This window comes from Photobacterium sanguinicancri, assembly GCF_024346675.1.
Classification (GTDB): domain Bacteria; phylum Pseudomonadota; class Gammaproteobacteria; order Enterobacterales; family Vibrionaceae; genus Photobacterium; species Photobacterium sanguinicancri.
The window spans coordinates 3412527-3426786 of record NZ_AP024850.1 but is presented as its reverse complement, the minus strand read 5'-3'; the positions used below and the strand labels follow the sequence as shown (position 1 = coordinate 3426786).

11 protein-coding genes are annotated in these 14260 nt (G+C 44.3%); 3 read left to right on the top strand and 8 right to left on the bottom strand.

Annotated features, from left to right (window positions below; all coding sequences use genetic code 11):
• Positions 1-271 precede the first annotated feature (271 nt).
• The 7 genes from OCU87_RS15735 to aspA all read right to left on the bottom strand — a co-directional run bounded on the left by OCU87_RS15735 (position 272) and on the right by aspA (position 8451).
• Complete coding sequence (locus tag OCU87_RS15735; protein ID WP_261857530.1) at positions 272-1975, bottom strand: sodium:solute symporter family protein; 1704 nt, start codon at positions 1973-1975, stop codon at positions 272-274.
• A gap of 11 nt (positions 1976-1986) precedes the next feature.
• Positions 1987-2253, bottom strand: a complete 267-nt coding sequence (locus OCU87_RS15730) for a DUF4212 domain-containing protein (RefSeq protein ID WP_062690206.1) — start codon at positions 2251-2253, stop codon at positions 1987-1989.
• Positions 2254-2455: 202 nt separating this feature from the next.
• The gene (locus OCU87_RS15725) at positions 2456-3088 is read right to left on the bottom strand and encodes a MarC family protein (protein WP_094958030.1); all 633 of its coding nucleotides are present in this window, start codon (positions 3086-3088) and stop codon (positions 2456-2458) included.
• Positions 3089-3362: 274 nt separating this feature from the next.
• A complete protein-coding gene (locus OCU87_RS15720; RefSeq protein ID WP_094958032.1) occupies positions 3363-3998 on the bottom strand; it encodes a response regulator transcription factor in 636 nt (211 codons plus the stop codon).
• A 150-nt stretch (positions 3999-4148) separates the two neighbouring features.
• Positions 4149-5090: a LysR family transcriptional regulator gene (locus tag OCU87_RS15715; protein ID WP_062690208.1), complete on the bottom strand. Its 942-nt coding sequence runs from the start codon at positions 5088-5090 to the stop codon at positions 4149-4151.
• 469 nt (positions 5091-5559) lie between these two features.
• A complete protein-coding gene (locus OCU87_RS15710; RefSeq protein WP_062690209.1) occupies positions 5560-6867 on the bottom strand; it encodes an anaerobic C4-dicarboxylate transporter in 1308 nt (435 codons plus the stop codon).
• A gap of 123 nt (positions 6868-6990) precedes the next feature.
• The gene (gene aspA, locus OCU87_RS15705; protein WP_062690210.1) at positions 6991-8451 is read right to left on the bottom strand and encodes an aspartate ammonia-lyase; all 1461 of its coding nucleotides are present in this window, start codon (positions 8449-8451) and stop codon (positions 6991-6993) included.
• 441 nt (positions 8452-8892) lie between these two features.
• On the opposite strand from aspA, the gene OCU87_RS15700 reads away from it, so the two are divergent.
• Complete coding sequence (locus OCU87_RS15700; RefSeq protein WP_062690211.1) at positions 8893-9456, top strand: FxsA family protein; 564 nt, start codon at positions 8893-8895, stop codon at positions 9454-9456.
• A 125-nt stretch (positions 9457-9581) separates the two neighbouring features.
• Here the strand turns inward: OCU87_RS15700 and OCU87_RS15695 are convergent, their stop codons facing one another.
• Positions 9582-10952 carry an MATE family efflux transporter gene (locus OCU87_RS15695; RefSeq protein ID WP_062690212.1) on the bottom strand — a complete coding sequence of 457 codons (1371 nt, stop codon included), beginning with the start codon at positions 10950-10952 and terminating at the stop codon, positions 9582-9584.
• A gap of 208 nt (positions 10953-11160) precedes the next feature.
• Here OCU87_RS15695 and OCU87_RS15690 point away from each other — a divergent pair, with 208 nt between their 5' ends.
• Both OCU87_RS15690 and groL read left to right on the top strand, forming a co-directional pair.
• The gene (locus OCU87_RS15690) at positions 11161-11451 is read left to right on the top strand and encodes a co-chaperone GroES (RefSeq protein WP_048899867.1); all 291 of its coding nucleotides are present in this window, start codon (positions 11161-11163) and stop codon (positions 11449-11451) included.
• Between the two features lie 39 nt (positions 11452-11490).
• Positions 11491-13137 (top strand): chaperonin GroEL, encoded by a 1647-nt coding sequence (gene groL, locus OCU87_RS15685; protein WP_261857529.1) that lies wholly within the window; start codon positions 11491-11493, stop codon positions 13135-13137.
• Positions 13138-14260 lie beyond the last annotated feature (1123 nt).

The following is a 14260-nucleotide window of genomic DNA, read 5'->3' as shown; positions in this document are numbered from 1 at the left end:
TGACGCTGGTAGAAGAGAATGTTTTGTTTTTACCACTATTCTTAGTGCCATTATTGATGACGCTTCTTTTTGGTAAATCATCAGACTACAAAAGAAAATTCCTTCATAGCAACTAGTGGCATTTACTGTTGGCTTTATCGTGCTTTTATGTCTCGTTAATAAGACATCGCGGTGGTTTAAGATGTCGAAAATATGAATGGTCTTACTTTTAGAGTATTAAAAATAAAAACGGAGCAATTACTCCGTTTTTTCTTATTGTTCTCTTTAATCATTAATGGTCGTGTGCTTCGCCAGCGCCTTTAGGGTAACGAATTGATTCCACCATATCTTGTACTTCTTTTGGTACTTCCGCGGTAAATTTATTAACCACAATCGATACCACAAAGTTCAAACACATTCCTAACGTGCCAATACCTTCAGGACTGATGCCAAAGAACCAGTTTTCAGGGGTACTTGCTGCTGGATTGATGAACTTAAAGTAAATGATGTAAGAGGCGGTGAAGGTGATGCCACTTAACATGCCCGCGATGGCTCCTTCTTTGTTCATCTGCTTATAGAAGATGCCCAGAATAATGGCAGGGAAGAAAGATGCTGCGGCTAAGCCAAACGAGAACGCAACAACTTGAGCGACAAACCCTGGCGGATTAATACCCAGATACCCTGCACCGACAATCGCCACAGCGGCACCGATACGTGCGGCCATTAGTTCTTGTTTATCGGTCATATCTGGCTTAAAACCTTTCTTGAGTAAATCATGTGAAATCGAGGTTGAAATCACCAGCAGCAAGCCTGCAGCTGTTGATAGGGCTGCGGCTAAACCACCTGCGGCCAATAGTGCGACAACCCAGTTAGGTAGATTTGCCAGCTCAGGGCTTGCCAGTACGATAATGTCACGGTTGATGTTCATCTCGTTACGCTCATCGCCCGAGTAGAACATCCTGCCATCGCCGTTTTTATCTTCCCATTTAACCAGTCCTGTTTTCTCCCAGTTAGTCACCCAGCCTGGTGCTTGTTCAGCCGTGACACCTTGCATTTCAGGACCATTGATAGTCTGAATCATATTGATACGTGCAAATGCAGCAACCGACGGTGCCGTGGTATAAAGTAGTGAGATAAACAACAATGCCCAGCCTGCAGAAATACGGGCATCTTTTACGCGAGGCACAGTAAAGAAGCGAATGATAACGTGAGGTAATCCTGCGGTACCTACCATCAAGGCTGCACAGATGAAGAACACATCAACCATACTTTTGGAGCCATCGGTATAGGCGGTAAAGCCGAGCTCGGTGGTCAAGCCATCAAGCTTATCCAGTACATAGGTTTCTGACCCTGTGAGTGTTGAGCCTAGGCCGAGTTGTGGCACTGGGGTACCTGTCATCATGATTGATGTGAAGATTGCTGGCACTAAGAAAGCAAAAATCAGAACACAAAATTGTGCAACTTGGGTGTAGGTAATGCCTTTCATACCGCCTAAAACTGCATAGAAGAACACAATACCCATCCCAATGATGATACCCATGTTGATATCAACTTCGAGGAAGCGAGCAAATACTACGCCCACACCACGCATTTGACCTGCTACGTAAGTAAACGAAACGAAAATGGCACAAAAGACGGCAACCATACGTGCAGTTCTGGAGTAGTAACGTTCTCCGATAAAATCGGGCACAGTGAATTGGCCAAATTTTCGTAGATAAGGCGCAAGGCATAACGCAAGTAGGACATAGCCGCCCGTCCACCCCATCAGATACACACCACCGTCATAGCCGACGAAAGAAATAATACCTGCCATTGAAATAAACGATGCTGCCGACATCCAGTCTGCTGCTGTTGCCATCCCGTTTGCGACAGGGTGAACACCACCGCCCGCGACATAAAACTCACTGGTGGAGCCAGCACGTGCCCAGATGGCAATGCCGATATACACCGAGAAAGTAAAACCAACTAAAATAAACGTCCAAGTTTGAATATCCATGAAATAACCTCTTAGTCTTCCTGTACGTTGAACTTACGATCCAGTGCGTTCATACGCATCACGTAGACAAAAATCAGGGCGACAAAGGTATAGATAGCTCCCTGCTGTGAGAACCAAAAACCCAGTTTAAAGCCACCGATTTGAAAGTTGTTGAGGACATCCACAAATAAGATCCCTGCGCCATATGAGACTAAGAACCAAATGGCCAATAACGATCCCATCGTTGCGAGGTTTTCTCGCCAGTAGGCTTGTGCATGTTCCTTGGATTCAAACGCCATTGTTATCTCCTTACACGTTACGAAAGTAAAAACGCAATTTGCACGTTAATAAAATGTTACGTAACGACAATAGCAATGAATAATGAAAGACACAGTGCAACTTTAGTCGAGGGATAAACGACAAAATCGCCACGAATACGGCGATTTTGTGAGGTTAGCGAATATTTCGAGGTGTTAATGAAATGTTGCGTTAGCCTAAGGTCTAACCCATGATGTAAAAATCTTTTATGCCAACCAGCAGGTTATTGACTGCAACGGCCGCGAGTATTAACCCCATGACTCGGCTGATGATCGCCGCGCCCACTGTGCCAATGTATTTCTGGATCTTATTAGCACCGAGTAATAGCAATAACGTGATGGTTAACACGGCTAGCATGACTAAGGTTGTCATTATTTGATCACCCAGTGCATAGCGGTTGTTATCCGTCAGCATGACGACGGCCATCATAGCGCCCGGAGAGGCGATAGAAGGGATCGCTAGTGGATAAACCGCTAAATTGCCAAGCTCTGAATGTGCAACATCGTCTTGGCTTAATTTACATTCTTGGTCAACTTTGCCTTCACCAAAAATCATGGTGAGAGCAAATAAAAGTAAGACTAACCCACCCGCTGCTTGGAAGGCGGGAAGGGGAATTTGCATCGCTTCTAATAGGATCTGCCCCACGATAACAAAGAATAACAGTACGCCAGTCGCAATGCCTACAGCTTTTAATGCGACTAACCGGCGTTGATGTGCGGTGAGGTGGTTGGTTTGAGCAAGATAAACAGGAACAGAACCGATAGGATCAACGACGGCCCAAATAAGAACAAACTGGGTAACTAAAGCACTAAGCAAAAGAGCCTCCTTAAGATGATAGAGAGGAATTGTATGTAATTTGAGGGTTTAATCTGTATTTATTGCTAAGGATAGCAAAAAGGTATGACTTTTTATGAAAATATTGCGTACTTTGACCGTTTAAGTTGTTACAAAATACATGGTAACTTTAGCCATTAAAGCTAAAGGTATGCTATCCAATACTATTTATTGCTATATCCCTTTAAATATAAGGGAGTATTCGTTAGCTGCATCGATAGATGATACTGCTATCGATGCAATTAAATGATTGATGCTATAAATCCATTTGCTGTAGCAAAATTACTGCCTGAGTGCGATTTCTAACATTAAGTTTACGGAAAATGGCCGTCATATGGGCCTTAATTGTTGCTTCTGACACATTTAAGTCATAGGCGATTTGCTTGTTGAGCAAGCCATCAGACAGCATGCAAAGCACTTTGTATTGCTGAGGCGTTAGGGTGGCTATTCTCTCTGCTAATTCAGTATGCCCATCATCATCGGCTTCATTCATGCCTTCAGGGAAAAAGGGTTCGCCTTCTAAAACTTGGTTCAGCGCGGACACTAAAGCGCGCATGTCGCTAGATTTGGGGATAAAGCCAAATGCACCGTGGCTGCGTACTTGCTTCACCACACTGTGCTCTTCACTGGCAGAGATGACCACGATCGGTAGGTCGGGATGTTGGTTACGTAACTGAATCAGCCCTGACATGCCATTGGCACCCGGCATTTTTAAATCGAGTAGTAGCAAGTCGACATCAGTTTCTTCTTTATCGAGCAGGGTCAATAGTGAGTCGAGCGAGTCAGCTTCTAGTAGGTTGGCTCCACTGAAAGCCATATGTACCGATTGAAATAACGCATTACGAAACAGTGGGTGATCATCGGCAATGACAATAGTGTATTGGGCGTCCATATCCATCTCATTATTAATCCTTTTCTTTAAGCTATCACTGCCTTATAGCGAGATCAATTTGTTAACACTCAAGATCTGCGTTGGATCAGAGGTTGATAGTATTCGCTTGTGAAGGCACTGGCACTCTGGGTAATCGTGTGTGTTTTTCTGTTATTTTTTATCTGCTATTGAGCAAGTTAAGACTGATGATGTAGTTAAGGCGCTTCGCATGAAATCAATGAAGTGACTAATGTGCAAAGGGACATAGCCTAAGCGCTGATAAAGCATGTAAATAGGGCGTGGTGGTGAGTACCACTCTGGCATCATCGTCGTTAATCGCTGCTGGGCGATGGCGTCTGCCACAACATAATTTGGTAGGCAAGCGATGCCTAGTCCGCTAATAGTCGCTTGCTTAATGCTGTTAAGATCGGCAATGGCCATCCGTACTGGTGAGTTAAGCCAGACGGTTTGATTACTTTGCTTAGAAGTGAGTGCCCATTCAAATTCAGGCACACTGGCTAGGCGGGCATGAAGCTCTAGTTCTTCAGGAGTATGAGGTGTGCCTTGCTGTGCTAAATAGCAAGGGGAAGCAACCAAAATACGTTGTGATTCACCAATGGTTGCAGCCGCAAAGCTAGAATCTGGCTGCTGACCGACCCTAAACACTACATCATATTGTTCGGGGCTGTAATCGTGTTGCTGATTCGATAACTGATTCAACGATAACGTGACTTCAGGGTACTGCGCTAAGAACTGATTAAATAGTGGCATCAGTTGATAGGTAAGCAAACCAACAGGCGCGGAAATACGTAACGCGCCGCGTGGGGTGTTTTGGCTGCTGTCCTGAATTTCGCTGGTGGCGGCTTCTAAATCATCAATGAGAGGCTGACAGCGATCGAAGTAATTTTGGCCAAGCGGTGTCAGTGATACATTGCGGCTATCACGGATAACCAATTGGCTACCTAAGGTATCTTCTAGCCGTTGTAATCGACGGCTCAAGGTCGCAGGGGGGATATCCAGTGCACTGGCTGCGGCTCTGAAACTTCCTTGCTGAGCAATCGCAATTAGGGTGCGTAGGTCATCTAACTTCATACCATTTTTGCATCGCTGCATCACGCTTTTACCTCTATCGCATTAGGCGTGCTGTGACTACTATAAGGACTCAGGTTGTTCTGTCTTCAACCTGAATCTGTAGCAAAACACTGAGACATATCGAATAAGACACTGGGATTGGTGAGTTATTCGAGTAGAACACTAACGATGGGAATCCGTTGGTGTTCGGGTCTTCGCCCTAGGATGGGGCGGAGACAATAATTACCTTATTTTACCGCGTTTTTCTCCTGCTTTACTCCTTTCTTAATACATTAAAAACGTAACACTATTTTTCATTCTCTCTTGTTATTCAGCCACAATAAATCACCGCTTATAATGATAGTAAGTAAATACTAACCATGTTGAGTATACTTCAGCTTTTCAGTTGTTCTACCGATTCAATCTATCTCGCTGTTATTTATTTCAATGGCACAAAAAAGGCCACCCGAAGGTGACCTCATTCTGTTCTAGAACTTATATTTTCAAGCGATTAAAGAATCATACCGCCGAATAAGAAGCCTAGTGCAACCGAAGTTGAAATGGTCACCACACCAGGAATAAAGAACGGGTGGTTAAATACCAAGTTACCGATACGGGTAGAGCCTGTGTCATCCATCTCAACTGCCGCTAGTAGCGTTGGGTAAGTAGGAAGTACGAACAGTGCACTTACTGCTGCAAACGATGCGATAGCAGTAAGAGGAGCAACACCGATAGCCAATGCAGCAGGCATTAGTGCGACAGTGGTTGCGCCTTGAGAGTAAAGCAGCATAGAAGCTAGGAACAATACGATAGCTAGCATCCATGGGTAGTCACTCAGTAGTGAAGCGGCTACTTCTTTAATGCCATCAACGTGTGAGTTAACGAACGTAGAACCTAACCATGCCACACCTAGTACACAGATACATGCTGTCATACCAGAGCGGAACGTTGGCGCTGCTGCGATTTTTGATGCGTCGATTTTAGTGAATGTCACGATAGCCGCTGCTGCTGCCAGCATTACTGTCATGATAGCTTCGTTACGACCCAGTGCTGGGTTCTCAATTAGACCAACAGAGCTTGAAATTGCTGCTGCGTAGCACACTACAAATGCGATAGCCGCTAGGAAGATGTAAGTCGCAGTTTTTGCTGTTGGCAAAATCTGACGCTTTTCAGTACCTTTTAGCTTAATCAGACCTTTCTCTAGACGTTCTTGGTAGATAGGGTCGTCTTTTAGTTCACAGCCAAGGAAGTTAGCAACAAACGCACCAGCCATACATGCTAGGAAAGTCGTTGGAATACAAATCGCAAGCAGGGTTAAGTAACCCACGCCTAGTGGCTCAAGCAGACCTGAGAAGAACACAACTGCCGCTGAAATTGGCGATGCAGTGATAGCGATTTGAGATGCAACAACGGCGATAGAAAGTGGACGAGAAGGACGAACGCCTTGCTCTTTAGCAACTTCAGCAATAACCGGAAGGGTAGAGAAAGCCGTGTGGCCTGTGCCCGCCATCAGTGTCATTAGGTATGTCACGATAGGCGCGTAGAAAGTGATGTGTTTAGGGTTTTTGCGAAGGAAGTTTTCTGCTATTTCAACTAGCCAGTCCATACCACCAGCCACTTGCATTGCGGCGATTGCGGTAATAACTGACATGATAATAAGGATTACATCTACGGGGATAAAAGATTGACTCGTGGGCACGCCTAAAAAGAGCGATAACACAATGACACCAGCGCCACCTGCCAAACCAATACCAATACCACCGATACGTGCGCCTAAATAAATAAACGCGAGAACAACAAAGAGTTCTACACCAATCATAGGGATCTATCCTGTCTTAAAGTTAATCAAAAAAATAAAAGGGGGGAATCTGTAGCAAAGAAGGGCGGACACTCGTCCTGAATATCCGCCAAATTTTAATTTATATTACGAGGGCCGTTACTATTAGTTGTAACGTTTTGCTTTGTATTCTGGGTGCATCAAGTTTTGTACTGAGAAGATGTCGTCTAGTTGTTCTTCAGTTAGAAGACCACGCTCTAGTACTACTTCACGTACATTCTTACCTGTTTCCGCACAAATCTTACCAACGATGTCGCCTTCGTGGTGGCCGATGAATGGGTTTAGGTAAGTCACGATGCCGATAGAGTTAAACACGAAGCTTTCACACACTTCTTTGTTCACTGTAATACCAACAATACACTTATCAGTTAGGTTGATAGCGGCATTTTTCAGTAGGTCGATAGACTCAAATAGTGCCTGACCGATCACTGGTTCCATAACGTTCAACTGAAGCTGACCTGCTTCTGCTGCGAAAGTTAGGGTAGTGTCGTTACCAATTACTTTGAAACACACTTGGTTAACCACTTCTGGGATTACTGGGTTAACTTTAGCTGGCATGATAGAAGAACCAGCTTGCATTTCAGGTAGGTTTAATTCGTTTAGACCAGTACGTGGGCCTGAAGAAAGTAGACGTAAGTCGTTACAAATCTTAGACAGTTTCACAGCTGTACGCTTAAGTGCGCCGTGAATCATTACGTAAGCACCACAGTCTGATGTTGCTTCGATAAGGTCTTCAGCAGGAGTACAAGGTAGACCTGTGATTTCAGCAAGACGTTGAACTGAAAGCTCTTGGTAGCCAGTTGCAGCGTTCAAGCCAGTACCGATAGCGGTAGCGCCAAGGTTAACTTCAAGTAGAAGCTCTGCAGTGTGCTTAAGGTTTTTGATTTCTTCTTTAATAAGAATACCGAAAGCGTGGAATTCTTGGCCTACAGTCATAGGTACAGCATCTTGAAGTTGGGTACGGCCCATTTTCAGGATGTGTGAAAATTCTTTGTCTTTTGCATCGAAAGCGGCTTTTAGATGCTCAAGTGCGTCAAGCATGTTGATGATGCTGTTGTATACAGCAACACGGAAGCCTGTAGGGTAAGCACAGTTAGTAGACTGAGATTTGTTTACGTGATCGTTAGGGTTAACGATGTCGTATTCGCCTTTCTCTTTGCCCATTAGCTCAAGTGCTAGGTTAGCAACAACTTCGTTAGCATTCATGTTAACTGAAGTGCCTGCGCCGCCTTGGTAAACATCTGATGGGAATTGATCCATGCATTTGCCTGTATCTAGGATCAGGTCACATGCTTTGATGATGTACTCACCAACTTCAGAAGGAATAGCGCCTAGTTCTTTGTTCGCCATTGCAGCCGCTTTCTTAGTGAAAACCATGCCACGAACGAATTCTGGAACATCAGAAATAGTCGTTTTAGAAATGTTGAAGTTTTCAACAGCGCGAAGAGTGTGAATACCCCAGTAAGCATCAGCTGGAACGTGACGCTCACCAAGTAGATCTTCTTCAATGCGGGTTGCAACGTTAAGAGTTGCTTCGTTTTTTTCTAGATCAATCATCTGAGACATAATGTAGCCTTATGGGGAATCTGCTAAGAAAATTCAAATGTTGAGCCAGTTCTGAATAAGAATCCATTCTGCAGAAGTGTTGGCTAGATGATCGTACCTGACACCTTATTTGCAGACGATAATACTCCCCTTTAGGGGTAAAAACATAATCCAGATCACTTTTTTGAATGGCGTGGTTTTATTTGCATAAAAACGAGAGTTAGCTCACATTGCCTGTTAACAAGTGATGCGCTGAATAAGATGAAAAATGACCAAATATAGTAAAATGTGAAAGCTTTGTTTGTTTTATCTTGTCACGAATTATGCAAGCTTGGTCTACGCCAATGCGCTTGAAAAATGCCACAATGCCCGCATAGTTTAGATATACCCTAATTTTTCATGTTGACCATCGACAGTGGGGTCGTTGGGCGGCAATTATCACAGACCACCAAGAGGTAAGTCGTGTTTCCTATTTTAATGTTTCTTTTTATTGTTGTGCCGATTGTGGAGATCGCTCTGTTTGTACAAGTAGGTGGTTTTCTCGGTATGTGGCCAACGATTGGACTCGTGTTGGTAACGGCCATTGTTGGGGCGTCACTGGTGCGTAGCCAAGGCATTGCGACTTTAATGTCGGTACAAGGCAAATTGGCGCAAGGTGAGCTACCAGCCCAGCAAATTGTAGAAGGTGTCATGCTGGCGGTTGCGGGAGTGCTACTGCTTACACCTGGCTTTATGACTGACTTTCTTGGTATGGCTGTGCTGTTACCAGCCCCACGTGCGTATTTAGCCAAGCAGCTAATGAGCCGAGTTAAAGTTAATAGCATGGGAGCTGGAGCTGGTTTCAGTGGCGGCTTTGGTGGTGGTCAAGGATTTAATGGACAAGGTCCATTTGATCAGCAAGGCCCGTTTGATCAACAAGACCCATTTAGTTCTCAGCGTCGTAATCAAAATGGCGATGTATTTGATGGGGAATTTGAGCGCAAAGATGAAGAGAAAAAAGATGACGACGCACCGCGTTTACCTTAATTGGTAACATGATGTGATTGTAGTCATGACAATATGTGAATAACAAAAAAAGCAGCCTAGGCTGCTTTTTTATTCATATCTTGTTTTATTTGACCAGCCCGTTCGGCTATTTATACTGCCTGTTTTTACCCGTTTGGTAGGTCTGTTGGTGCCAGGCATTGGCGTCGAATACGCAGTGCATAACAGTAAGCACCAATCCCACTAAAAATGTTGGCAATAGCAATGCCAATAAATAGCCCTTCAGTCCCGTAATATTGGCTGCCAAGCCAAGCTGTTGGTAACAGAAATGCGAACAGACGAAGTAAATTCCAAATTAATGCATTCATGGGTTTATGCATTGCATTTAATCCGCTGATCAGCAACATGCAAACGGCCTGTAAGCCATAACTTAATGGCACCACCATCAAGTAATGCCACAATAAATCCTGTACTTGGCTGTCTTGACTGAAAAGTGCCGACAACGGCCAGCTAAGCGGCACCATCATCACAAACACTAATAATTGAAATACGATCGCAAAGCGCATTGCCATAAACAGTGCTTTAAAAGCACGTTGTGGATTATTAGCCCCGAGGTTCTGTGCCATAAAAGGCATCAGTGCTGAACCCAGTGACATCATGACAATGATAAGAATCGACTCAATCCGCATTGCTGCGCCATAGGCGGCGACAGACGTTGTCCCTTGGGCGGCTAAAATTGCCATTAAGAATGCCCCAGACAACGGCGTTAATGCGTTGGACAGGCCTGCAGGGGTGCCTATCTCTAATACTTGGCGCCAATCGTGGAGCAATTTATTAAGTTGTGGCCAGGCCAATAGCTTTTCACGTTTAGTCAGCACATATAAAGAGCCGACTAAGGCCACTGCCCAGCTGACTCCACTGGCAATCGCGGCCCCTTGTACCCCGAGTTCAGGAAATGGGCCGTAGCCGAAGATCAATAACGGATCGAGGATCCCATTGATCAAGCCTGCCAGCATCATGATCTTAGCGGGGGTTTTGGTATCACCTGTTGCTCGAATTGCGCTGTTACCCGCCATCGGGATCACTAATAGTGGAATGGCGATATACCACACTGACATGTATTCATTGATGATAGGGAGCAGGCTAGGTGAAGCCCCTAATAATGAAAACAAAGGATCAATGGTAACTAAACCTAAGCTTGAAGCGGCAATCATTAAGATGACAGCGAGTAACAAACCATGGCTGGAAAAACGTGCTGCAGATGCCATGTCGCCTTGGCCCAATAAACGGCCAATAGAGGTGGATAAACCCACGCCCACGCCCATGGTGATACAGTTCAGCGCAAAGGTAACTGGAAAGGTGAAACTCACGGCAGCGAGCGCTTCGGTGCCGAGCAAAGAAATAAAAAGTGTATCAACCAGATTGAACATCAGAATCGCCACCATGCCAAACACCATCGGAATGGTGAGGCGGCGTAAAACGAGATCAATGGGGGCTGTGAGAAGGCCGTGTTTATCTGGGGTATTCGTACGCGTCATAGTTGCCTCGACGTAAAGATGCTCGCTCACCCTAAAGCAAAGAATGTGACGGGGCAAAAGTTCTCGAAGAAATTTTGAATTTATTTAGCTTGTAAGGCTTGGGTTCCAGAAAATCGACCCAACATGCTATGTATCGAAGGAGTAAGCGCCTTACATTATCTTACTCACTTATTTTTATTGGACATAACCAAATTAGGAGAGACGACCGATGAATATTCGTCCATTACACGACCGAGTTATCGTTGAACGCCAAGAAGTTGAATCAAAGTCTGCTGGTGGCATCGTTCTTACTGGTTCTGCCGCTGAAAAATCAACACGCGGTGTGATCCTTGCAGTAGGTAAAGGTCGCATCTTAGAAAACGGTACAGTACAAGCGCTAGACGTTAAAGTTGGCGACACCGTTATCTTCGCTGAAGGCTACGGCACTAAATCAGAAAAAATCGACGGTAAAGAAGTGCTAATCATGTCTGAAAACGACATCATGGCAATCGTTGAATAATCCATTCACCTACATTAAGAATTAAGAAAGGAAACTGACATGGCTGCTAAAGACGTCAAATTTGGTAATGATGCACGCGTACGCATGCTAGAAGGTGTAAACGTTCTAGCTGACGCAGTAAAAGTAACTTTAGGTCCTAAAGGCCGTAACGTTGTACTAGATAAATCATTTGGTGCACCAACCATCACTAAAGATGGTGTATCTGTTGCGCGTGAAATTGAACTGGAAGACAAATTCCAGAACATGGGCGCACAAATGGTAAAAGAAGTTGCTTCTCAGGCTAACGATGCTGCGGGTGACGGTACTACGACGGCAACAGTACTTGCGCAAGCAATTATCGCTGAAGGCCTTAAAGCTGTAGCAGCGGGCATGAACCCAATGGATCTTAAGCGCGGCATCGACAAAGCAGTTATTGCTGCTGTTGAAGAGCTGAAAGCACTGTCTGTACCTTGTGAAGATACAAAAGCTATCGCACAAGTAGGTACTATCTCTGCAAACTCTGACGAGACTGTTGGTAACCTAATTGCAGAAGCAATGGAAAAAGTAGGCCGCGACGGTGTTATCACTGTTGAAGAAGGTCAAGCACTTCAAGACGAACTAGACGTTGTTGAAGGTATGCAGTTCGACCGCGGTTACCTATCGCCTTACTTCATCAACAACCAAGAAGCGGGTTCTGTTGATTTAGAAAGCCCATTTATTCTACTTGTAGACAAGAAAGTATCGAACATTCGTGAACTACTTCCTGCTCTAGAAGGTGTAGCGAAAGCATCTCGCCCACTACTTATCGTTGCTGAAGACGTTGAAGGCGAAGCGCTAGCAACACTTGTTGTGAACAACATGCGCGGTATCGTGAAAGTCGCGGCTGTTAAAGCACCTGGTTTCGGTGACCGTCGTAAATCAATGCTACAAGACATCGCAGTACTAACTGCAGGTACAGTGATCTCTGAAGAGATTGGTCTTGAGCTAGAAAAAGTACAACTAGAAGATCTAGGCCAAGCGAAACGCATCACTATCACTAAAGAAGCAACGACTATCATTGATGGTGCTGGTGAAGAAGCGATGATTCAAAGCCGTGTTGTGCAAATTCGTCAACAAATCGAAGACGCAACATCAGATTACGATAAAGAAAAACTTCAAGAGCGCGTAGCAAAACTAGCGGGCGGTGTAGCAGTCATTAAAGTGGGTGCTGCAACAGAAGTTGAAATGAAAGAGAAAAAAGACCGCGTAGAAGATGCACTACACGCAACTCGCGCAGCGGTTGAAGAAGGTGTTGTTGCTGGTGGTGGTGTTGCACTTATCCGCGCAGCATCAAAAGTTGCAAACCTAGAAGGTAGCAACGAAGAACAAAATGTAGGTATCCGCGTTGCACTACGTGCAATGGAAGCGCCTATTCGTCAAATCACTAAAAACGCAGGTGACGAAGAGTCAGTTGTGGCGAACAATGTTCGTGCAGGCGAAGGTAACTACGGTTACAACGCAGCAACAGGTGAGTACGGCGACATGATCGCAATGGGTATCCTAGACCCAACTAAAGTAACGCGTTCTGCTCTACAGTTCGCAGCATCAGTTGCTGGTCTTATGATCACAACAGAAGCAATGATTACAGACAAGCCTGTTAAAGATGCCCCTGCAATGCCTGATATGGGCGGCATGGGCGGTATGGGTGGTATGGGCGGCATGATGTGATAGCCAGCCTATCTCTTGCTGTAAGGCTTAATTACTGCGTCGAGCATGCTCATTTACTAGCGTAAACTCCGCGTGCTCTCCTTGTACTAAAGCCATACAGCGTTGAGTTAGCCCACCTATTTATCCAGTAGGTTTAGAAAGCCGAGGTTTATACTTCGGCTTTTTTACGTCTGTAGAAAGCTTAAGGGAGCTGAAAAGGAATATGTACGCTTTTGTGCCAGTTGAGTGTGAATAGGGCTGGGGTTTTGGCGTATGTTTATGACTAAAGTTATGCCGTATTCTGGCTAAATCTTGTTTATATCTTTAGTTCCTCATGCTCATTTCCACCTGTACAGTTCACTCATGAAAAAGCTCAATAAGCTGTACGTTTATTTAACCCCATAAAATCAAACACTTAGATTCATCTTGTTGTTTTTAAAGTATGAGTGTCAAACTGCTCACCATTTTCCAGTACGCTTAAGCTAAAGCTGTACGCGTTAGTATGGTTAACCTCGGAATCGCTAGCAGGATAGATAAGTGCTAAGAATGTTGTGCAGGGAAAATGATGTAGAAGAGGTATTAATTATTGCTAGTGAGTAGCCTTTTTGACAAATATATAACTAAGTAATTAAGGGTATTAACCCTCTGGAATCATTAGTGATGTCGTTTGGTATCTTGGTGTGGGGACATTAATAATGACGGTTTATCCTTTACTGCTTTGTAATCTGTTCTTTCCTTTCCTTTATGTCCCTCATATTGGCCATTCATACTTACCATTCGTCGCTGTTTTTATGGTTCTTCTTTGTGAAATATACATGGCACCCTTTACCCGACAAAAAGCAAAATAAGCTGTACTGTGATTTAATTTCTTTTAAAACATGAGCTTAACTTTGATTTTATTGCTGGTTAATTGCGAGTTTATTTTTGTGTATCTTTTTGCTGCTTTTTTGGTGAAAAGCTGTACGGGCGTTCTAGCTGGTATTATTGGATAAGTAAAAATACATCTGTAGGCTAAAAAACATCATGTATGGTTCACTTTTAAAAAAGCCAGAAAAGCTGTACAGGAAATATTGCACTTAAAATCAATGGCTTACATGTAAATTAAGAGAGGGTGAATAATTTCAGTGAAGCGCTCACCTTTTAG